Annotated in this window: 19 protein-coding genes; 10 read left to right on the forward strand and 9 right to left on the reverse strand. The window is 59.6% G+C overall.

Features of this window, described 5'->3' with window-relative positions; genetic code table 11:
- From WC392_11290 to coaBC, 7 genes are all read right to left on the reverse strand, one after another.
- Window positions 1-4601, reverse strand: a 4601-nt coding sequence (locus WC392_11290; GenBank protein ID MFA5242946.1) for a filamentous hemagglutinin N-terminal domain-containing protein, incomplete at its 3' end; no start/stop codon positions are given.
- Between the two features lie 165 nt (window positions 4602-4766).
- The gene (locus WC392_11295) at window positions 4767-6524 is read right to left on the reverse strand and encodes a ShlB/FhaC/HecB family hemolysin secretion/activation protein (GenBank protein ID MFA5242947.1); all 1758 of its coding nucleotides are present in this window, start codon (window positions 6522-6524) and stop codon (window positions 4767-4769) included.
- A 401-nt stretch (window positions 6525-6925) separates the two neighbouring features.
- Window positions 6926-7423 carry a DUF4124 domain-containing protein gene (locus tag WC392_11300; GenBank protein ID MFA5242948.1) on the reverse strand — a complete coding sequence of 166 codons (498 nt, stop codon included), beginning with the start codon at window positions 7421-7423 and terminating at the stop codon, window positions 6926-6928.
- A 2-nt stretch (window positions 7424-7425) separates the two neighbouring features.
- The gene (locus tag WC392_11305) at window positions 7426-8034 is read right to left on the reverse strand and encodes a glutathione S-transferase (GenBank protein MFA5242949.1); all 609 of its coding nucleotides are present in this window, start codon (window positions 8032-8034) and stop codon (window positions 7426-7428) included.
- 37 nt (window positions 8035-8071) lie between these two features.
- The gene (acnB, locus tag WC392_11310) at window positions 8072-10633 is read right to left on the reverse strand and encodes a bifunctional aconitate hydratase 2/2-methylisocitrate dehydratase (protein ID MFA5242950.1); all 2562 of its coding nucleotides are present in this window, start codon (window positions 10631-10633) and stop codon (window positions 8072-8074) included.
- 114 nt (window positions 10634-10747) lie between these two features.
- The gene (gene dut / locus WC392_11315) at window positions 10748-11194 is read right to left on the reverse strand and encodes a dUTP diphosphatase (protein MFA5242951.1); all 447 of its coding nucleotides are present in this window, start codon (window positions 11192-11194) and stop codon (window positions 10748-10750) included.
- Window positions 11184-12398: a bifunctional phosphopantothenoylcysteine decarboxylase/phosphopantothenate--cysteine ligase CoaBC gene (gene coaBC / locus WC392_11320; protein ID MFA5242952.1), complete on the reverse strand. Its 1215-nt coding sequence runs from the start codon at window positions 12396-12398 to the stop codon at window positions 11184-11186. Before coaBC ends, dut begins: the two co-directional genes overlap by 11 nt.
- A gap of 33 nt (window positions 12399-12431) precedes the next feature.
- Here coaBC and radC point away from each other — a divergent pair, with 33 nt between their 5' ends.
- The 10 genes from radC (at window position 12432) to WC392_11370 (ending at window position 20813) form a co-directional block, all read left to right on the forward strand.
- Window positions 12432-13106, forward strand: coding sequence for a DNA repair protein RadC (gene radC, locus WC392_11325; GenBank protein ID MFA5242953.1), 675 nt, complete (start codon window positions 12432-12434; stop codon window positions 13104-13106).
- The gene (locus tag WC392_11330; protein MFA5242954.1) at window positions 13103-13678 is read left to right on the forward strand and encodes an NAD(P)H-dependent oxidoreductase; all 576 of its coding nucleotides are present in this window, start codon (window positions 13103-13105) and stop codon (window positions 13676-13678) included. Before radC ends, WC392_11330 begins: the two co-directional genes overlap by 4 nt.
- A gap of 72 nt (window positions 13679-13750) precedes the next feature.
- On the forward strand, window positions 13751-13987 hold the full coding sequence (rpmB, locus tag WC392_11335) for a 50S ribosomal protein L28 (protein ID MFA5242955.1): 237 nt from the start codon (window positions 13751-13753) through the stop codon (window positions 13985-13987).
- Between the two features lie 10 nt (window positions 13988-13997).
- Window positions 13998-14165 (forward strand): 50S ribosomal protein L33, encoded by a 168-nt coding sequence (gene rpmG / locus WC392_11340; protein ID MFA5242956.1) that lies wholly within the window; start codon window positions 13998-14000, stop codon window positions 14163-14165.
- Between the two features lie 92 nt (window positions 14166-14257).
- Window positions 14258-14794, forward strand: coding sequence for a CNP1-like family protein (locus tag WC392_11345; GenBank protein ID MFA5242957.1), 537 nt, complete (start codon window positions 14258-14260; stop codon window positions 14792-14794).
- A gap of 115 nt (window positions 14795-14909) precedes the next feature.
- Entirely contained in the window at window positions 14910-15827 is a 918-nt protein-coding gene (locus tag WC392_11350; GenBank protein MFA5242958.1) for a MoxR family ATPase, read from the forward strand.
- 56 nt (window positions 15828-15883) lie between these two features.
- Window positions 15884-16801, forward strand: coding sequence for a DUF58 domain-containing protein (locus WC392_11355; protein ID MFA5242959.1), 918 nt, complete (start codon window positions 15884-15886; stop codon window positions 16799-16801).
- Entirely contained in the window at window positions 16798-18720 is a 1923-nt protein-coding gene (locus WC392_11360) for a DUF3488 and transglutaminase-like domain-containing protein (protein ID MFA5242960.1), read from the forward strand. Before WC392_11355 ends, WC392_11360 begins: the two co-directional genes overlap by 4 nt.
- 76 nt (window positions 18721-18796) lie before the next feature.
- Complete coding sequence (locus WC392_11365) at window positions 18797-19381, forward strand: NUDIX hydrolase (GenBank protein ID MFA5242961.1); 585 nt, start codon at window positions 18797-18799, stop codon at window positions 19379-19381.
- Between the two features lie 55 nt (window positions 19382-19436).
- Window positions 19437-20813 carry a phosphomannomutase/phosphoglucomutase gene (locus WC392_11370; protein MFA5242962.1) on the forward strand — a complete coding sequence of 459 codons (1377 nt, stop codon included), beginning with the start codon at window positions 19437-19439 and terminating at the stop codon, window positions 20811-20813.
- On the opposite strand, the gene WC392_11375 is transcribed toward WC392_11370, so the two are convergent.
- A complete protein-coding gene (locus WC392_11375) occupies window positions 20814-21131 on the reverse strand; it encodes a hypothetical protein (GenBank protein ID MFA5242963.1) in 318 nt (105 codons plus the stop codon).
- 99 nt (window positions 21132-21230) lie between these two features.
- A complete protein-coding gene (locus tag WC392_11380) occupies window positions 21231-22133 on the reverse strand; it encodes a CoB--CoM heterodisulfide reductase iron-sulfur subunit B family protein (protein ID MFA5242964.1) in 903 nt (300 codons plus the stop codon).
- Between the last annotated feature and the right edge of the window lie 5 nt (window positions 22134-22138).

The following is a 22138-nucleotide window of genomic DNA, read 5'->3' on the forward strand; positions in this document are numbered from 1 at the left end:
CTGTTTTCGGCACCCTTGATGTGGATGTCGCCTTGGTCAGCCTTGAGTTGCGAGGCGGTGATGTCTATTACGCCTTGGGCGTCGAGGGTGATGCCTTGTGCGCTCTGGAGGGTGCTGCCGTTCAGGGTGCGGCTTTGTCCGACTGCGTCGAGGCCGTGTTGCGTACCGCTGGGCAGGCCGGTGGCGAAGGCCCAGGTGCGGTTGCTTTCTTTCCGGGTGCGCTCGCTGCTGCTCAGGTCTTCGCTGGCGGTGAGGATGATGTGTTGGCCGGTGAGGTCGATCTTGCCATTGCCGGCGCGAATTTCGCTGCCTTCGATCAGGATCAGGCCTTTGTTCATGTCCTGGGTGTTGTTGAGGTTGGCGGCGAGTACGATGTTTCCTGTCTCGCTGCCGAGGCGGCTGCCGCTGTGGGTGATCTGGTCGAGGGTGTCGCTTGCTTCGTTGCTTTGCTTTTTGTAGCCGCGGGTGCTGAGGCCGGATGTTTTTTCGTCCCTGAGGTGGCTTTCGGTACGGGTATTTTCGGCGGCGGTGAGATGGATGTCGTTGCCGGCCAGGAGGGCGATGGTGTTTAGTGCCTTGATCTGGCCGCCTTCAATGTGAATGTCGTTCCCGGCATCGAGAACGGCGGTCTTGCCTGTGAAGGTGCTGGTCAGGGCGGTGGTTTCATTCAGGGTGTCGCGGGTGGCGACGGTCTTTTTGCTGCCCCAGTTGCCGCGGCTTTGGCTGTAGCTGGCTTCGTCGCGCTGGTCGTTGGCTTCGCCTGCGCTGAGGGTGATGTTGCGCCCGGCAGTGGCGAGCAGTTCGCCCTGCTCGCTGGTGACGCTGGCGGCTTTGGCGTTGAGGTCGTTGCCGGCCGAGAGGCGCAGGTCGCCCTGGGTCTGGATGGTGGTGCCGATGTCGCTGCGGCTGTTTTCTTTGCGATAGTTGCGGCTGTCCCAAGCTAAGTCGTGCTGTTGGGCTTCGCTGACGGTGCCGAGCTTGAGGTTGTTGCCGGCGGCCAGGGTGGTGCTGCCTGCCCCCTCTTCCGCGAGGGGTGAGGGGGAAGCGGCGGCGTTGAGGATGGCGGCGGCGTCGAGATTGAGGTCGCGTCCGGCGGTTGCCATGAGGGTGCCGCCGCTGCCGGTGACGTACAGGCCGGCAACGCGGTCGATATGGGTGCGGCTGCCCTGGGCGTTGGTCTGGGTGCGGGTGGTGGAGAGGACGTTGAGGTCGCGTCCGGCGCTGGCGCTGAGGGTGTGCATGGCCTCTATTGTGCCACCGATGTTGTCGAGGTCGGTGCGGGCCTGGATGCCGAGGTCGTTGCCGCTGATGCGCCCGCCGAGGTTCCTGACATTCTCGGCGCTGAGGCTGACCACGCTACGGCCAGCGATGGTGCCGCTGTTGCTGAGATCGCCGCTGAGATTGAGGCTGACGCTGCTGGCGGCGAGCAGGGCGCCGGAGGTTTGCAGGTCGCCGTCCCGGACGCGCATGTAGAGTTGCGGCACCAGGGCCTGGGTGGTCTGGCCGTTGGGCAGGGTGACGGTTTTTTCCACCAGCCAGACGATGTCGCTGGTGAGTTGCGCCATTTGCCCGGCACTTAATGCGACGCCGGGGCGCAGTTGGTGCGCCTGGGCGTAGGTGACGGCGTTGCCCAGCAGCGCCTGGTATTGGGCTTCGTCGTTGGCGTAGCCGTCGAGGAATCTTCTGCCCGTCAGTTGCGCGACTTGTTCGCGGACCAGCTTTTGTTCGTAGAAGCCGTCGCCAAGGCGTTTATGGGTGATCGCCGGGTCGATTTCCAGGGCGTTGAGCAGGTAGTCCGAACTCAGCCAGGTGCGGTAGCTGGCGAAGCGCGGGTCGGTTTCGATCAGGTAGCCGGCGTTGGGGTTTGGGGCGCTGTTGAACAGGCTGCTCAAGGGCGTGGGGTTGGCGCCTCCAGCGCTCTGGTTGACGCTGGCGATGGCGAGGGTGCCGATGGCGGTGCCGCTGCCGTTGGGCGCGGTATTTTGCTGATAGACGGTGGGGGTCAGCGAGATGCCTGCCACGCTGGGCGCGGGGTTGTAGCCAGTGATCTGGATTTCGGTCCAATCGTTACAGCATCCTCCGGGTTGGTGGTCGATGTAATGGTAGGCCGTGCCCGCCTCGGTGCTTACACGCTCGCCTGCCACTTCGCTATTGGTGAGGCTGCCGAGGTTGCCGGTGAGGGCGCCGCCGGCGATGATGCGGCTTTTGTCGTTGAGGAGGCTATTGGCGCTCAGGTTCATCGCGCCGCCGGACAGAATTTGCGCCGGGTCGGAGCTTTGCACCTGGGTTTCGGTGATGGTGCGGGTGTAGTCGTATTGATAGGAGCGGTTGTAGGCAATCCCCCCGATGACCCATTGGTAAAAACTGTCGCGCACATGGTGCTGGTACACGCTACTGGCCGGATAGCGGGTGCCAGCGCCTTCGCCCTGGAATTCGTTGAAGCTTTGCGAGGAAACCGGTACCACTTGCGTGCTGAAGTGTTCGTTGGTGTTGTTGATCTGGTAAGCGGAGAGAGTCAGGCTGCCCAGGGCCTCTATGGTGGCGCTGGCGTTGTTGAGAGTGGCCGCCTGGCCGGTGGCTTGTTTGTTGGCGTCGAGATTGCCGCCGATGGCCATGTCGCCGGCGCTGAAGATCAGGGCGTGTTCGCGGTTGGTGATGGTTTGCGCGCCGATGTCGAGGCGGTTGCGCGCGGCGATTACCGGGGCTGCGCCGTTTTCGGCGTCGTTGGCGAGGGTGGTGGCACCAATCGAAAGGTGGTCGCCGTAGATGCGCCCGGTGCCGAGGTTGCTGACGGCATTGGCCGTAATCGCCGTCTCCTGGCCGTCGATCAGGCCGCGATTGATCAAGGTGCCGTCCGCGCTGACATGGGTTGTAGTGGCGCTAATTTGGCCTGAAGCGGTATTGTCGATATTGGCTGCGGATATGGCCAGCCCGTTACCGGCCTGCATGGCGGCCAGGTTGGTCACATTGCCGGCCGTTTCCAGGCTGGCGTTGCCGTTGGCCAGGAGGTTCCCGGTATGGACATAGTCGCCGCTCAGCCTGACCGCCAGATCACCCTGCGACAGCACATCGCCATCGCCGCTGAGCGTGGCGCTATCGACATTCAGGCTTGTGCCGGCGATCAAGGTGCCGCCGGTATTGGTGATTGCCAGGGTTTTGCTGGCGAGATCGCGATCCAGTATGGCGAGTGTCTGCCCCGAGGAAATCAGACCCAGGGTGTTTTCAAGGGCGCCGGACCCCGTCAGCGCCAGCGATGCGGCGGCGCGTATGGCGCCGGACTGGTTGTTGATCTGGCCGGCGGCAATGTCAACCAATTGGGCCTCGATGCCTTGATCGGCGCCTTGCGTGTTGGCATTTTCGACGCTGGCCGCACGAATATCGAGTGCGCCGCCGGAGCGGATCAGACTGCCGGTATTGTCGACGCGCCCTGTGCCCACGTCGATGCTGATGTTTCCCTGCGCCTGGATATCGCCGCCTTTATTGTCGATCATGCCTTGCGCTACGATCCGGGCAGCGCCTTGAGCATATACGATGCCGCTATTGACGATGCCGCCATTGGCGTCGAGATGGGCGTCTCCCGCACTGGCGATTCGCCCGCCATTCTCAAGAAGACCGTCGCTGGTAACAATCACGTCGCCAGCAGCGGCGGCGATCAGCCCGGAATTTCGAACCCCTACCCCGCTTTCTGAACCGGTCAAAAAGATCTTTCCTGCATACATTCCGCCAAGATTCGCCACATCAATCGCATAGGCCGGAGCCGCGCCGCTGGCTGCCACGGGTGTGATTTGCGTGTGACCGGCATTGACCTCGTTGGCGCCGGCACTAAGCTTTAGGGTGTTGGCCCAAATTCCCGCATTGACTTGCACGGATCGCGCAATGATATCGGTATAGTCCGCCCGGCTTGTATCCATGCCGGCGCCTTCCACGGTCACTGCGCCCTGCTGGACCCGATAACCCTCCAGATTGCCGCTGTTCACTATTGGGGTACCCGTGGTTAGCGTCACGCGATTGGCATTGAGGAAACCACAGCCGTCACAACTGATTCCCGCGGGGTTGGCGATCACCACTTGCGCACGGTCGCCAGCGACTTCGACATATCCGCGCAGCTGGCTGGGATTGCTGCTGTTCACCTCGTTCAGGATCACGCGTGCTGTTCCGGCTGCCAGCCACGGATTTCCCTGTACCCAGCCGCCCAGCTGGGTTTGCACATTGGTTCGTGCATTGTTCAGAATAACGCCTTGCTGGTTCACGTCGAACTGGCTGTACGCATTCCTCGATACGCCTGCGGCACTCGGGCTCTGGATGTTCACCTGAACGGTGCCGTTAGCCGATGTTACGACGGTCGGCTGCTGATTTGCCGGCGCGCCAGGGTCGGCAACAACCTGCGCCTGGGCGATATCGCTCAAGCTGGCGGCCAGACCAAAGGCAAGCAGCACGGAGCAACACACCGGACGAAGCACGCCCAAAATTGCCGGAGAGGCAAGCTGGCCCGGAACATCGCTCGCCCCCGCAGCCTTGCCTCCGCCGCCCACATTCTCTGCGACGGCCATCAACAGGCCACGAGGCTTGTTGAATATGATGCGGTAGAGGTTTTTGTTCATCGTTTTATCCTTGCAAATGCAGGCTGTTACATCTTTAAATGGCGCATCCGACAGTAGAAACGGCAACCAAGCGGGTCACAAACCAGGCATGTATTGGCCACCACGGCGGTGCAGCAATTTTTTGAGGGAAATTTCGAGCGTGCATGATTCATCGGCCGGATTGCCTCAATATGTCCAGTTGAGATTGAATCCGGCAGTGGCATTTGCGGTCAGGAATCCATCCGGCTTGCTGACCGGCTGGCCAACGAACGCATCCCAGAAAAACCCACGGTATCCCCCTCGCAGCCCGATTACCGCGCCGGTAAGACGCGTGCCGGGCAGAAATTGCGCCGAACGCCCGCCGACCTCGCCATAGTCGATGCCGAGATACAGCTCCTGCCCGACCGTGCCGAGTGGCAGGCCCAATTCATTGCGAATCAGCCAGCCCCGGTCTCCGATCAAGGACGTTTCGCCATCGAAACCCCGCACCGAATAACGCCCGCCGATGGAAAAACGATCCTGTGGAACCAGCGGGGTCTGGTTCCACTGCGCCCGCCACGTACCGGTGTAGCGCAAGCGTTGCGAGGCAAAGACAAACGGCACGTTAAGCTGGGCGTCAGCGGTGATCAGCACCGGTCGCGAGGTTCCCTCGCCAAAGCTTTCTTCCGGAGCGGGTATTGCTCCCATGGCCCCGGTGCCGTGCCGGTATCCCGCACTGGCATCGAGTGTTGCCGTGCCGAGATACTCGCGATGCGTGAGCCCCAGTTCCCAGCCCGCCATGCGGCGGCGTTGAACCTGGACTTCGGCATCGTCGATGAAATTGTTCGAGGATCTGGCCCAACCACGCAGATACACTCCGCTCTTTCGAATCACATCGCGATAAATGACGCGTGACAGGCGCACTTCGCTGTTCTCGCTCGTGCCGCTGTAGCGATAGGTCTGGTTAACGCCAGCAACCGACTGGTAGTATTTGTAGTTGCTGGCAGTTAAGCCAAGCCGCCAGTAGTGGTAGGGAATTTCGTAATGCACCGTGTTGCCGTATGAGCCCTTGTTGGCGGCGGCTCCGCCACCTAGATCGTGGTTTAAGCTGAGGTAGAACAGGTCGTTCAGGGTCCACCAGTTGTCGTAGGCGATCGTGATGCCTCCCTGGTATTTCCCGGTGTACTTGCTGCCGGAATCGTCGACCGAAAGGCTGAGGCGGAATGGCATTGCCTGTTTCCAGGTAATCACCAGGTCGCTTTCGCCGGGCTCCGCGCCAGGGCCCTCAGCCGGGATAATTTGAATATCTGCATCTGCCGTTGGCACATGCTTGAAGTTTTCCAGCCCTTGCTCTATGTCGCGCAGGTTAAGAATATCGCCAGGACGGACAGGCATCGCATTCCACTTGGTCGCACGGGGGTCACTGTTCTCTGAAAACCGGACCGCCCGAACCCGTCCCGGAATCACAGTTAAAGTGAGCTTGCCAGCCTTCAAATCTTGCGGAGAGGCCAGCACACGCGTAGTGACAAACCCTTTCGCCACAATCGCGTTCTGCACGCGCTTCATCACGAGGTTGATCCCGGCGCTGCCCAGACAGCGCCCGGTAGCGGGGTCTGCCACCGGGTCAGCGGCTTTCAGTACCCATTGGAATTGCCCGGCATCATTACCGGTCAACGCTATCGTTTGGATAGGAAAGCAGGGCGTCTCGTTCTTCGGCAAAGCGGGCAGCTTGCCTACTTCCGGACCTTCAAGACGCACATCGGGTGATTGCTCTTGCTGCTGACGCAAGGCCCGCTCTCGTTCCTGCTGCTGCAATAGCTGATGGGCATCGGCATCGCTGAGGGCTGAAGGTGAAAGGGGGGGTTGAGTCTGCGCAAAAACCAGTGCTGCCGGCAATAGCATGCCGCCAATGGTCAGTACGCTTCCTCGCCACCATCGATGACGTACTTTCTTTCTCTGAAACATAAAGCCCTTAATGGAGCAATGCCACCTGCGTTGGAGTCGATTTATGCTTGGCTTGCGTCAAAAGGGGCCTCTATCCGGCCCCATTCATGCTTGCGATTCGGAATTGACAGCCTTCCGCGATTAATCGACCTGAAAATCCGCTTATTATGAATTTATCATTATGCCGATGACAACCAATATTTCAATGTCATCAAATAAAATGGGCGTAGATTGTTTCTGAATAGGCTTTTTACTTGAATCCAAACGCAGCAAATTAACGCGCGGATTGGCTGCCTAATTTGAACCGGATTCGATCATCATGACAAACTCAAATGAGTTCCAAGGCATGTGCAACGAATACAGCAATGATTTTTCAAGTCCGACAGGACTTTCAGGGGGAAACGCGCTCCAGTTACAGACGTCTACTTGCAGCGCCAGTCACCTGGCGCACAACGCTGCGATGGATACGGAGGCTTGGCTACAGGCCCGGGTTTCGCGGCCGGGATACGAGCGGGGACATAAATGACATTGGGCGTTCTGGCTTCCTCTTCCGCAGCCCTGGCCTGACGTTCCGCGGCGCGCGCCTGCTCTTCCGCGGCTTGAGCCTGGCGTTCCAGCGCCTGCACCCGCCGCTCCTCCAGTTCCTGCTGCTGCGCCTTCGCTTTGACTTCTTCCTCGACCTTTTTCTTCGCTTCCAGGCGCGCGCGCGTTTTTTCAGTCTCGGCCCGGACGCGCTTCACTTCCTCCGGGGGCACTTCAGGAACGGGATCCAGCCGCCCCGCTTCCTTCAAATGGCTGCTGGTGCAGGATTCCGACTGGTAGACAACGCGGCCTTTGGCGTCAAGGCATTTGTAAACCGTGTCCGCTCCCGCGCACGGTGCAAGCAGCAAGCCAGCCAGCAGGAAGCAGAAGGCACGCATGTTCAGGCCACCGGCACGGTCTCGGCGAAAGAGGTTCGTTGCGCAAGTTTATCCGCCAGCTTGGCCAGATTGGGGTGTGCCTCGCGCCACTGGATGTGTGGAAAGCGGAAATCAAGATATCCCAGGGTACAGCCCACGGCGATGTCCGCCAGACTGAAAAAATCACCGGTACACCAGGTTTTTTCTCCCAACTCCTCTGACATGGCCTCCAGGCCGCGAAAAACCTGGGCCTCCTGGCGCACAATCCATTCCGGGTCCTGCCTGGTTTCGGGCCTTTTCTGCTCGAGATAAATCGTTACGGCGGACTCCGTCACGCCATCCGCCAGCGCTTCCCAGCGCCGCACGGCGATGCGCGGGCGGTTTTCCTTGGGCAGCAAAGGCGAAACCGGCGTCAGATTATCGAGATACTCGACAATCACACGCGAATCGAACAGGGTATGGCCATCGTCCATCACCAGCACGGGGACCTTGCCCAGCGGGTTGTATTCCGGCACCCGGGTGGTGGCTTCCCAGGGAATATCCACCACCGCTTCGTAGTCGATGCGTTTTTCCGCCAGCACCACGCGTACTTTGCGCGCGAAAGGACTGGTCAGGGACAGGATGAGTTTCATGGATTGTTCTCTTTTGTTAGCTATCAGCCGTCAGCTATCAGCTTGAAGCCAGCGGGATCACCTTGCCTTTTACGGCATAGGTTTCCATCTGGTTGAAGTTGAGGTAACGGTAGATATTGTCCGCCAGCGGGGCGATCTTGTGCTCCACCTGTGCCAGGTATTCATCGACGCCGGGAATGCGACCAAGGCGAGCGCACACCGCCGCCAGTTCCGCCGAGCCCAGATAGACACGCGCATCCTTGCCGAGACGGTTGTCGAAATTGCGCGTGCTGGTGGAAAACACCGTGGCCTTGTCCGCCACGCGCGCCTGGTTGCCCATGCACAGCGAGCAGCCGGGCATTTCCATGCGCGCGCCGGCGCGGCCAAGAACGCCGTACACGCCCTCTTCGCGCAACTGCGCCTCGTCCATGCGGGTCGGCGGCGCCACCCATAGCTTGGTCGAGAGCAGGCCGGCATCCTCCAGTATTTTTGAAGCAGCGCGATAGTGGCCGATATTGGTCATGCAGCTGCCGATAAACACTTCGTCGATCTTGTCACCTGCCACGGCGGAGAGCGTTTTGACATCGTCCGGATCATTGGGGCAGGCCAGCAGCGGCTCCCTGATTTCGTTCAGATCGATTTCCAGCACGTAGGCGTACTCGGCGTCGGCATCCGGCTCCAGCAGTTCCGGCCTGGCCAGCCAGGCCTTCATGGCGTCGATGCGGCGCTGCAGGGTGCGCGCGTCCTGATAGCCATTGGCAATCATGTTTTCCAGCAGCACCACGTTGGAATTGAGATATTCGATCACCGGCTCCTTGTTGAGGCGCACGGTGCAGCCGTTGGCGGAGCGCTCGGCGGAGGCGTCCGCCAGCTCGAACGCCTGCTCGACCTTGAGATTGGGCAGGCCCTCGATTTCCAGAATGCGGCCGTTGAATACATTCTTCTTGCCCTGCTTGCCGACTGTCAGCTCGCCCTTCTGGATCGCCGCATAGGGAATGGCGTTAACCAGGTCGCGCAGGGTGATGCCGGGCTGCATCTCGCCCTTGAAGCGCACCAGCACGGATTCCGCCATGTCCAGCGGCATCACGCCCATGGCGGCGGCAAAGGCCACCAGGCCGGAACCGGCGGGGAAAGAAATACCAATCGGGAAGCGGGTATGCGAATCGCCGCCAGTGCCCACGGTATCGGGCAGCAGCATGCGGTTGAGCCAGGAATGGATCACGCCGTCGCCCGGCTTGAGCGATACGCCGCCGCGCGAGGTAATGAAGTCCGGCAGGCTATGCTGCAACTTGACGTCCACCGGTTTGGGGTAGGCCGCGGTGTGGCAGAAGCTCTGCATCACCAGGTCAGCGGAAAAGCCCAGGCAGGCCAGCTCCTTGAGTTCGTCGCGCGTCATCGCGCCAGTAGTGTCCTGCGAGCCCACCGTGGCCATCTTCGGCTCGCAATAGGTGCCGGGGCGCACACCCGGCACGCCGCAGGCTCGGCCCACCATTTTCTGCGCCAGGGTGTAGCCCTTGCCTGTGTCCTTGGGGTTGAGCGGCTGGATGAACAGCTCGGACGGCGCCAGTCCCAGCGCCTCGCGCGCCTTGCTGGTCAGGCCGCGCCCGATGATCAGTGGAATACGGCCACCGGCGCGCACTTCGTCGGCCAGCGTCACCGGCTCCAGCTTGAAGGTGGAAACCACCTTGCCGGCGGCGTCGTGAATCTCGCCCTTGAACGGGTAAATGGTGATGACATCACCCATTTTCAGCGCCGCCACATCGCACTGGATCGGCAGCGCGCCGGAATCCTCGGCGGTGTTGAAGAAAATCGGCGCAATCTTGCTGCCCAGCACGATGCCGCCAGTGCGCTTGCCGGGAATATGCGGAATATCCATGCCCATGTACCACTGCACCGAGTTGATCGCGGACTTGCGCGAGGAACCGGTCCCCACCACGTCGCCCACATAGGCCAGCGGCAGTCCTTTTTGTTTCAGCGTATCGATGGTTTTCAGGCCGTCCGGCATCTTGCTGACCAGCATTTCCTTGGCGTGCAGGGGGATGTCCGGGCGCGACCAGGCGGCTTGCGCGGGGGAAAGATCATCGGTATTGGTTTCGCCGTCCACCTTGAACACCACGCACTGAATGCTCTCCGCCAGTGCCGGCTTGCTGGTAAACCACTCCGCCGCTGCCCAGGATTGCAGCAATTCCCTGGCATGGGCATTGCCTGCCTGCATTTTCTCCACCACATCGTGAAATGCATCGAAGATAAGGGTCGTATGCGACAGCGCCTGTACTGCATCCGGCGCCAGCGTGGCATCGACCAGCAGTGAAATCAGCGTGCCCACGTTGTAGCCGCCGAGCATGGTGCCCAGTACCTGCACCGCATGCTGGCGGCAGATCAGCGGCGACTCGGCCTTGCCATGCGCCAGGTCGGCGAGGAAGGCAGCCTTGACATAGGCGGCCTGGTCCACCCCGGCCGGAACGCGATTTTCGAACAGGTCGAGGAGGAAATCGTCCTCGCCCTTGGGCGGGGCTTTCAGCAATTCCACCAGGGCGGCGGTCTGTTCCGGGGAAAGGGGCAAGGGCGGCAGGCCTTGGGCAGCGCGCTCGGCCACGTGGTCACGATAGGTTTTTAACATGGTTGCTTAACTCTATTCATTAAAGATCAAAACAATGGAACCACGGAGATCACGGAGGCCACAGAGATTGGAGTCATTTTTTCTCCGTGACCTCCGTGCTCTCCGTGGTAAATATCAATGCTTTCCTGTACTGCCGAACCCACCCGCCCCGCGCTCGCTGTCGGCGAATTCATCGACGATGTTGAACATTGCCTGCACTACCGGCACCACCACCAGCTGCGCGATGCGCTCCATGGGGTTGATGGTGAAGGCGGTCTGGCCGCGGTTCCAGCAGGACACGAAGAGCTGGCCCTGATAGTCCGAATCGATCAGCCCGACCAGGTTGCCCAGCACGATGCCGTGCTTGTGCCCGAGACCAGAGCGCGGCAGGATCAGGGCGGCATAGCCGGGATCCGCCAGGTGAATGGCGATGCCCGTGGGGATCAGCTCGGTCTGGCCGGGGTTGAGCACCAGCGCTTCCGCCAGGCAGGCGCGCAGATCAAGGCCGGCCGCGCCGGGGGTGGCATAGGCCGGGAGTTGCTCGTGCATGCGCGGGTCGAGAATTTTCACATCAATTTTCATGCTGCTTTTCCGTTTGTGTTTTCTGGTACAGATGCGCAATGTGCGCAACCAACTGACGCGCCAGGGTAATTTTTGGCGCGCGCGGCAGGGGGTGAGGGCCGTCATCGTCAAACAGCACCAGTTCGTTTTCATCGCCGCCGATGGCGGTCTGAACCAGGTTGGCGGCCAGCAGCGGGAGATTTTTCCTGCGCCGTTTCATCTCCGCATATTCGTACAGGTTTTCGCTCTCGGCCGCAAAGCCGACGCAAAACGGCGGATTGGGCAGGTTCACCACGTTCGATACGATATCGGGGTTGGGCGCCAGTTCCAGGGTCAGGATATGGGCGTCCTTCTTGATCTTCTGCTCGGAAGGGTTGAGCACATAGTAGTCGGCGACCGCCGCCACGCCGATGAAAATATCCGCCCAGTTCACGCTTTCATTCACTGCCCTGAGCATTTGCTGGGCCGTGGTGACGCTTACCACCCGTGCGCCCTGGGGAGGCTTGAGACAAGTCGGGCCGCTGATAAGCGTGACTTCCGCGCCCGCCTCCATGGCGGCGCGCGCCACGGCGTAACCCATCTTGCCCGAACTGGAATTGGTGATGCCACGCACCGCGTCAATGGCCTCGAAGGTCGGCCCGGCGGTAATCAGGACATGCTTGCCCGGCAGCAGCCTGGGCTGGAAGAAGGCTTCGATCCCGGCCAGCAGGTCTTCCGCCTCCAGCATGCGCCCCATGCCGGTTTCGCCACAGGCCTGCGCCCCGCTGTCGGGGCCGAGGACGGTAATGCCGTCGGCGCTGATCTGCGCAACATTGCGCCGGGTAGCGGGGTTTTCCCACATCTGCCGGTTCATCGCCGGTGCCACCAGCAAGGGGCACATGCGCGCCAGGCACAGCGTTGAAAGCAGATCGTCCGCCAGCCCATGCGCCAGCTTGGCGATGAAGTCGGCGCTGGCGGGGGCCACCACCACGGCATCGACATCACGGGTGAAATCGATGTGCGCCATGCCGTTGTCGATGCGGTTGTCCCACAGGTCGGTGAACACCGGGCGCCCGGACAGCGCCTGCATGGTCACCGGGGTGATGAACTGGCATGCCGCCTGGGTCATCACCACCTGCACCTCGACATTCTGCCGCACCAGCAGCCGCACCAGCTCCGCCGCCTTGTAAGCGGCGACGCCGCCGGTAATGCCCAGCAACAGGCGTTTTTTAGCCAAATCGGTCATAATGGCTGCCATTTTACGTGAAAATCAAAGCCCATGGCGATAACGGATTGGCCCGAAGACGAACGTCCCAGAGAACGCCTGCTGAAACAGGGCGCCGCCAGCCTGTCCGACGCGGAATTGCTGGCGATTTTCCTGCGCGTGGGCGTGACTGGCAAAAGCGCAGTGGATCTGGCGCGCGAAATGATGGATCACTTTGGCGACCTGACCCGGCTGTTTGATGCCAGCCAGCAGGAATTCTGCACCATACATGGCCTCGGCCCTGCCAAATTTGTGCAGTTGCAGGCGGTGCTGGAAATGGCGCGGCGCGCGATGCAGGAAAAAATGCGTGACATTGACGCACTCAACTCTCCCGCCGCCGTCAAGGATTACCTGCTACTCACCCTGGGCCGGAAAAGCCATGAAGTTTTTGCCGTCCTGTTTCTCGACGCCCAGAACAGGCCCATTTCCATTGAGGAGCTCTTCAGAGGGACGCTTACCCAAACGAGCGTTTATCCTCGTGAAGTCGTCATACGCGCCCTGCACCATAACGCTGCCAGCGTCATTCTGGCGCACAACCATCCCTCGGGCGCCGCGGAACCCAGCCATGCCGACCAAATTCTCACCCAGGCCTTGAAAAACGCCCTGGCGCTCATAGATATACGGGTCCTGGATCATTTTATAGTTGGCGGCAACACGGTGTTGTCGTTCGCGGAGCGGGGTTTAATTTGAAAGCACTGATCGTCACCGCACACCCTCAGCAGGATAGTTTCACCCAGGCGCTGGCGCACAGCTTTGCCAGGGGCGTTGAGGCCAGCGGCCACATGGCAGAAATCGCGAACCTGTATGAAGAAGGATTCAACCCCATCGTTTCGGTTCAGGAGCTGCAAGGCTGGCAGCAAGGCAATATTTCAGCGGAAATCCGCGCCGAACAGGAACGCATCAGAAGCTGCGACGGGCTGATCCTCTCCTACCCGGTATGGTGGAGCACCCCGCCCGCCATTCTTACAGGGTGGCTGCAACGGGTACTGACCCAGGGTTTCGCTTTCCAGCACGTGGGCGCCCGCACCGAGGGCCAACTCAAGCTGCGCGCGCAGATGCTGGTGAACATCGGCAGCCGGCAACGCCAGGATGTCGATCTTGCCACCCTTTATCTCGAACCGATGCTTGGCGTGCTGCGCTACTGCGGCATGGATATTCTGCCCACCCAGGCCAACTGGGGCGTGTACCCGCAAGCCGATCGCTCCGTGCTTCAATCCTATGTCGAACAGGCATTCGAGAACGGAAAACGATTTTTTGCTTGAGTCCGGTGGCTGAAATATGGTATAAATTGCGTTTTTCGAATTCAAGCTACAAACATTTAGGAGTCACCTCGAATGGCACGCGTATGTATAGTCACCGGCAAGCGCCCGATGACGGGAAATAATGTTTCCCACGCAAACAACAGGACCAAGCGCCGTTTCCTGCCGAATCTACAATATCGCCGCTTCTGGGTTGAAAGTGAAAACCGCTGGGTACGCCTGCGTGTGAGCTGCTCGGCCCTGCGCACCATTGACAAAAAAGGCATTGATGCCGTGCTGGCCGATCTGCGCGCCAGCGGTGAACCAGTTTAAGGAGTAAATCATGGCTAAAGGCGGACGCGAGAAAATCAAGCTGGAATCCACTGCGGGTACCGGGCACTTCTATACCACGACTAAAAACAAGCGCACCATGCCGGAAAAAATGGCGATGATGAAATATGATCCCAAGGTTCGCAAGCACGTGGAATACAAGGAAATAAAACTGAAGTAAGGGGAGTGATGCCGGTTACCCGCCAGGCAAAGCAACCAGAACAAACCCCGGCGCCACAAGCGCGCGGGGTTTTTTTAATTCCAGGGAAACTCATGAAAAAGCGACTTCTTCTTCTTTGCCTGCTGCCTGCCACATCGCTGGCTGCCGTATTTGACCAGTCAAGCTGGGGCAAATTCGAACATGATTTCGAGGAAAAGCCCTGGGTGGAAATGGAAGCCCAACTCCCGCCTGCGCCAAAACCGGAGAACCTCCTGCCTTTCTATGTCAGCGCATCAACAGACAACCGTTTTTTTATAGACAGTGCGTCAGTAACGCTTGGCGAAGACAAGGTGGTGCGGTACACCCTGGTGGTCAAATCAGCTGCTGGCGCCAACAACATCAGCTACGAGGGCATGCGCTGCAGTTCGGGTGAACTGAAACGCTACGCCTTCGGCCGCAATGACGGCAGCTGGGGCAAGGCACGCAATACCAAGTGGGAAGATATTCGCTACAAGGATGTCAACCGCCAGCACCACATGCTCTTCGATGATTTTTTCTGCCCGCGCGGGATCGCCGTCAAATCCGCAGCCGAAGCCGTAAACGCCATCAAGCGCGGCGAGCACCCAGGCAGCAAGGGTATTGCCTGGTAACAGACAGGCAGCCGCAGCTCCGCTAAACTGGCTGCCGGCTCTTTTCTGATCACCATCCTCGCTGGCGGCGCCATCGGTTACAATCATTCCGATACAAGTCATTTGCAGGCACGCCATGAACCCGATCATCGAGCGTATCGCCGCTCAAGCCGGACAGATCATTCTGGGCAAGGAAACCCAGATTCGCTTAGCGCTCTCCTGCCTGCTGGCGCGTGGCCATCTGCTGATCGAGGACTTGCCCGGGGTGGGAAAAACCACGCTGGCGCATGTACTGGCCAAAACGCTGGGGCTGCATTTCCAGCGCATTCAGTTCACCAGCGATCTGCTGCCTGCGGATATCCTGGGCGTATCCATCTATGAACGCGATAGCGCCAGCTTCAAGTTTCACCCCGGCCCGATCTTTGCACAACTGATCCTTGCCGACGAGGTCAACCGCGCCACACCCAAAGCCCAAAGCGCGCTGCTGGAGGCCATGGAGGAGCACCAGGTAACGGCGGAAGGCATCACCCGGCAGTTGCCGGAGCCGTTCTTCGTCATCGCCACCCAGAACCCGGCTTACCAGATCGGCACCTTTCCCCTGCCGGAGTCCCAGCTGGACCGTTTCCTGATGCGCATCGAGCTGGGCTACCCGGACAGCAAGGCCGAGCGCGCCCTGCTACAGGGCAAGGACAGGCGCGAACTGCTGGTGCAGTTGCAGCCCGGCCTTGCCCCGCAGGAGCTTTCCGCTCTGCAGCAGGGCGTCACGCAAGTGTTCGTATCGGATGCCTTGCTTGACTATGTTCAGGCGCTGATCCATTTCACGCGCCAGACGCCTCGCTTCCAGAATGGCCTTTCGCCCCGCGCCGGGCTGGCACTGCTGCATGCTGCCCAGGCGTGGGCATTCAGCGATGGGCGAGGAGAAGTTCTGCCGGAAGACGTACAAGCCATCCTGCCCGCCGTGGCCGGGCACCGTCTGCGGCCTGGCGCGGAGTTTGCCGGAGAAAGCGGCGCCGCGCTGGCGCAGCATCTGCTGGCTTCTGTCCCCATTCCCTGAGCGCCATGGCTTTGTTGGACAGGGCAAAGTTGCCTCGCCCCGCATTTCTGGAGAGGGTGCTTCGACCCGCCCAGGAGGCCGGGCCAGTCACGTTAACCCAGCGGCGGCTGTATATCCTGCCCACCCGTCACGGTCTGACTTATGCGCTGATGCTGCTGGTCATGTTGCTCGGCTCCATCAATTACGCCAACAGCATGGGTTTTGTACTTACTTTTCTGCTTGCCAGCCTGGCAGTGGTGTCAATTCTCCATACTTACCGCAACCTGGCGCAACTCAGAATCAGCACAGCCAAATCCGAGCCGGTATTTGCCGGACAGGAGGCGTGCTTTCACCTCCGGCTTGACACCCTCTCCGCCCAACCTCGCTTTGCCATCGGCCTGAGCCGCCGAGAAAGTCCCATTGCTTACTGCGATATTGCAGACGGGCAACATGCCAACTTCGAATTCCACATTCCAACCATGCAGCGCGGACTGCTGCACGCGGGTAGCTTCAGCCTGTTTTCCACTTTCCCCCTCGGCCTGTTACGGGTCTGGTGCCACCTCAATCTGGACATGAGCTGCCTGGTTTATCCCCGCCCTGCGGCTGAAACGGTGCCGCTTCCTGTAAGTGCTACGGAACTGCAGCAGGGGTGGTCACAGGGTGAAGGACAGGAAGATTTCAGCGGCCTGCGCAATTACCGGCCGGGCGATGGATTACGCCATGTCGCGTGGAAGGCGGTGGCGCAGGAGCGTGGCATGCTGACCAAGCAGTTTTCCGGTGAAGCAGCGCAGGAAATCTGGCTGGACTGGGATAGCTTGCCCGGCATGGATATTGAAGCCAGACTGTCCAGGCTCACGCGCTGGGTGCTGGATGCAGATCGCGCCGGACTGCGTTACGGCCTCAAACTTCCGGGCCAGCAGCACCCTCCCGCCCACGGGCAGGAGCAGATGCGCCGCTGCCTGCAAGCGCTGGCCCTGTTCGGGATTTCGCCATGACCAATCTGCTCTGGCTGCTGCTCTCGCTGGCGCTTGCCACGGCGCCTCACCTGGAGCGTCTGCCGCTATGGGTTGGGCCAATCTGTCTTGCCATGGGGTTGTGGCGTTTTGGCATCATGCGCACACACGGCGTTCTGCCGCGAAAGTGGCTGCTGATATTGACTGCTTTCGCTGCCACGGCAGGCATATTTGCCCATTACCACACCCTGTTTGGACGCGATGCGGGGGTTGCCCTGCTGGTGGTCATGATCGCGCTTAAACTGATGGAAATGAAAACCCTGCGCGACACCATGGTAGTGATTTTCCTGAGTTATTTTCTGCTGATCACCCATTTCTTCTATTCGCAGAGCATCCCGACCGCGCTCTATCTGCTGCTGGTGGTTCTGATCACCACTGCCACCATGATCGGCTATAACCATCCACTGGAGCGCTTTACTTTCCGCCCCAGGCTACGCCTCGCCGGCGTCATGCTGCTTCAGGCCATTCCGCTCATGCTGGTGCTATTCGTGTTCTTTCCCCGCGTCGGGCCATTGTGGGGACTGCCCAAGGACGCCTATTCCGGCCTGTCCGGCCTGTCGGACTCAATGAGTCCCGGCGCCATCAGCCGGTTGATCCGCTCCGATGCGGTGGCTTTTCGCGTCAAATTCGATGGCCCGCTTCCGGACAACTCGCAGCGTTACTGGCGTGGCCCGGTGTTGTGGGATTACGACGGCAGAACCTGGTCAACCCGGAATAAACCACCTGCCGGTACTGCCCAGTTCCTCCCGCTGGGCAAGCCAATCAGCTATGCAATCACGCTGGAGCCACACGACCAGCGCTGGCTGTTCGCTCTCGACCTGCCCGCCGGACTTCCACCCGGCAGCACTGCTTCCGCCGACTTCCAGATTCTGGCGCCAAGCCCGCTGCACCAGCGCATACGCTACAGCCTGACTTCCTATCCCTCCTATCGTCTCGGTGAAAATCTTGCCGATGATGCATGGGAACGTGCCCTGAGTCTGCCCGGCGGCAATCCCGGGGCAATGCAGCTTGCCGCACAGTGGCGCACCAGCCTTGAATCACCGCGTGCCATCGCACAGCAGGCATTGAAGATGTTCCGCGAGGAAAACTTTTTTTATACGCTCAATCCACCCCTGCTCGGCGAGCAAGCAGTGGATGATTTTATCTTCGGATCCCGGCGCGGATTTTGCGAACATTACGCCGGTTCTTTTGTGTTTCTGATGCGTGCGGCAGGCATTCCGGCCCGGGTGGTGACCGGCTACCAGGGCGGCGAACCCAATCCCATGGGCGATTACATGATCGTGCGTCAATCCGACGCCCACGCATGGACCGAAATATGGCTCGATGGAGAAGGATGGGTACGGATAGATCCCACGGCAGCGGTGTCGCCGAGCCGAATCGAGACCGGCATTGCCAGCGCCCTGCCCGCTGCTGAACTGCCCCCTGCCCTGATGCAACTGGATACGGCATGGCTGATGCGCATGCGGCTTTCCCTGGACCTGCTCAACAACAACTGGAATCAGTGGGTGCTGGGCTACAACCAGGAACGGCAAATGCGCTTCCTGTCCAGCTTCCATCAGGGGCTGGGTTCGTGGCAGAACATGACGCTGGCGATGCTCGGCGGACTTGCTTCAATCCTGCTGGGAATTTCATTCTGGATGCTTTGGCGCGCATCTCGCCAGGCCATCGACCCTGTGCTGGCCGCTTATCAAAAATTCTGCGCCAAACTGGCGCGCCGGGGCATTGTTCGCGCCTCTAGCGAAGGTGCTGTGGATTTTGCCGCCAGAGCATCACGCACAAGACCCGAACTGGCACGCCAGATCAGGCAGATCACCCGGCTTTATGTCACGCTGCGCTACGGGCAACGACATGCCGCCTGGCTCCCCATACTCAGAAAAGCGGTGCAGCGCTTTAAACCCTGAAACCAGCATGAAGATCCCTATCCACCATGGCTTTTTTTTGGTAAGTTCGGGGAATGACATTTCCGTATTCCAAGCCATGAATTATTGCAGCCACTGCGGCGCCAAAGTCAGCCTGCGCATCCCTGAAGGCGACAGCCTGCCGCGCTATGTGTGTGACCATTGCCATACCATCCATTACCAGAACCCCAAAATGGTGATCGGCTGCATTCCGCAATGGGAGGACAGGATTCTCCTCTGCCGCCGCGCCATCGAACCGCGCCATGGTTTCTGGACGTTGCCCGCGGGCTTTATGGAAAACAGCGAAACCACGGCTCAGGCTGCTGCGCGGGAAACACTGGAGGAAGCGCTGGCAAAAGTGGAAATCGGTGCACTTTATAGCCTGTTCAACGTACCCCATATCAGCCAGGTACATCTGTTCTTCCGCGCGCGCCTGCTGGAGCCGGATTTTGGCGCCGGCACGGAAAGCCTGGAAGTCAAACTGTTTGCCGAACAGGACCTGCCCTGGGATGAAATCGCCTTTGCGACCGTGCGCCGGACGCTACAGCTCTATGTCGCAGAGCGTCAGAGTGGATGCTTTGGATTCCACATGGGCGACATTCATCCCGCACCGGACCAGCAGGCACTCTTTAACGCCACGCCCCCCCGCAATTTCATTCCCTGAACAGCCTGGACAACAAGCTGCTTTTAACAATAAATTCATTATTACGGAACTCCCAATGACGTCACTCCCAGCAGAAATTTTCAAGGCCTACGACATCCGCGGCATTATCGGCAAATCGCTCACAGCGGAAATAGTCGAAGCCATTGGCCACGCCATCGGCTCGGAAGCTATTGCACGCAAGCAAAGCGAGATCGTAATCGGCCGAGATGGCAGGCTCTCTGGACCGGACCTGTCCGCCGCACTGGCGCGCGGCATTCAGAAAAGCGGCATCAACGTCATCGACATCGGCATGGCAGCAACGCCGATGACCTATTACGGTGCATACCAGCTTCACTCAAACTCGGCTGTGATGGTCACCGGCAGCCACAATCCGCCCGACTACAACGGGCTGAAAATGGTGCTGGCCGGTGAAACATTGTCTGGCGACACCATTCAGGGTCTGAGAATGCGGATCGAGCAAGGCAACTTGAGCCACGGCAACGGCAACTACCGCCAGCACGATATCGCCCAGGAATACATCCAGCGTATCAGCGGCGATGTAAAACTGGCTCGCCCGATGAAGATCATCGTGGACTGCGGCAATGGAGTGGCGGGTGCCTTCGCGCCTGCGCTCTACCGTGCCATGGGCTGCGAGGTGGAAGAAATGTACTGTGAAGTGGACGGAAATTTCCCCAACCACCATCCGGATCCCTCCGTACCCAAGAACCTGCAGGATCTGATTGCGCGCCTCAAGACGTCAGATGCTGAAATCGGCCTTGCGTTTGACGGCGATGGAGATCGCCTGGGGGTGGTCACCAAGGATGGTCAGATCATTTTCCCGGACCGCCAGTTGATGCTGTACGCGGATGACGTCCTCTCCCGCAATCCGGGTGCGGAAATCATTTTCGACGTCAAATCCACGCGCAACCTGTTTGCCTGGATACGTGCTCGTGGCGGCAAGCCGACGCTGTGGAAAACCGGTCACTCCCTGATCAAGGCTAAAATGAAGGAGTCGGGCGCCCTGCTGGCGGGCGAAATGAGCGGCCATGTATTCTTCAAGGAGCGCTGGTACGGCTTCGACGACGGCCTCTACACGGGAGCACGCCTGCTCGAATATCTGTCGCGCCAGGCCGACATCAACGCAACCTTGCACGGCCTGCCGGACAGCATCAATACGCCGGAATTACAGATCTGGCTGAAGGAAGGCGAACATTACGCCCTGATCGAAAAGTTGCGCGAAACAGCCCGTTTCCCCACGGCGAATGAAATCATTACGCTCGATGGCCTGCGCGTGGAATACGCTGACGGCTTCGGCCTGATGCGCCCATCCAACACCACGCCGGTGATCGTGCTGCGTTTCGAGGGCGATAACGAAAGTGCCCTGAAGCGCATCCAGGATGAATTCCGGCAGGTATTGCTGACAGCTGAACCCGGTCTGGATCTGCCCTTTTAACTACCTGCCGTCGACATCCAGACCAAAGCGGTGGGTCTCGTCGATAATTTTTAGCAGATTACCGAAAGGCAGGCGAGGGCCCAGGCGGCGCACCACTTCCATGAATGGCAGTTCGGGACCATTGGGGTCGAACTTGTACGATCCATTCAGCATGTCTTCGTACATCTTGCGCAACTGGGTATCGAGCAGGTTGATATAAGGGCGGAATGGTGCAAATTCTTCCGAGTCCTCGTCCATGATGGAACGGATTTCATCCACCTCATATACCGCCTGGTGCATCAGATCGACATATTCATCGGTTGTTTTTGGGCGCTTCATTGCTTACTCCTGAAAATTTCGGATTATTCCTGAAATCGTAGCCAGGATACAAAAAAGAAGGGGGCGCCTGGCGCCCCCTTCGATCATGAACGGCTGGATTTACCTGTTGGCAATATCTTCCAGCTTGCTGGCGCGAATAATCTGGCCGTCCAGCGCTGCATCCTTACTGCTGCCGCCATAGGCCACGGTAATAAGCTGGCTGTAGTAGGTCACCGGAATGTTGAACTTCTTGCCGTAGCGCTTGTTCACTTCGCCCTGGTAAATTTCCACGTTGGCCTGGCACAACGGGCAAGGCGTGACGATCATGTCCGCACCATGGTCGTAGGCGGATTCGATGATGTCGTGAATCTGCTTCTGGCTCTTATCCGGCTCGGAGAATGCCAGTGCACCGCCGCAGCAGGTCACTTTCTGGTCGTAGTTGGTAATCGCTTCGCCGCCCATGGATTCAACCATGCGATCCAGGTACATGGGGTTCTCGAAGGATTCGCCATCAATTCCAAAAGGACGGTTGGTCTGGCATCCCACATAACCGGCGAACTTGATGCCTTCCAGGGGTTTCTTCACGCCACTCTTGAGGGTTTCATAGCCGATGTCCTCGATCAGCACTTCCACCATGTGACGGGCAGGAGGCGCTTCGTTCTTGAATATCAGGCCGGCTTCCTTGAGCGCTTCATTGGTTTCCGCCAGCAGGGAACTGCTGTGATCCAGGCGCTCCTTGGCTTCGCGGGTAGCAAGCCAGCAGGCTGCGCAGGTGGCAACGATTTCCTGCCCCGGGTTGTGCTGCTCGGACAGGGCGATATTACGCGCCGACAGGGCAATGCGTGGCAACTCGCCACCGCCGGCATAGCCGATAGAGGCGCCGCAGCAGTTCCAGTCAGGAATCTCGTTCAAGGCAACATCCAGCAGATTGACCATGGAGTTGGTCGAAGTCAGATAGTTGCTGGATGATGCGCCGGTCTGCGAAGAGCAGCCGGGGTAAAAAGAATATTGTTTCTTAGCCATGTATC

It is taken from the genome of Sulfuricella sp. (assembly GCA_041651995.1).
Classification (GTDB): Bacteria; Pseudomonadota; Gammaproteobacteria; order Burkholderiales; family Sulfuricellaceae; genus Sulfurimicrobium.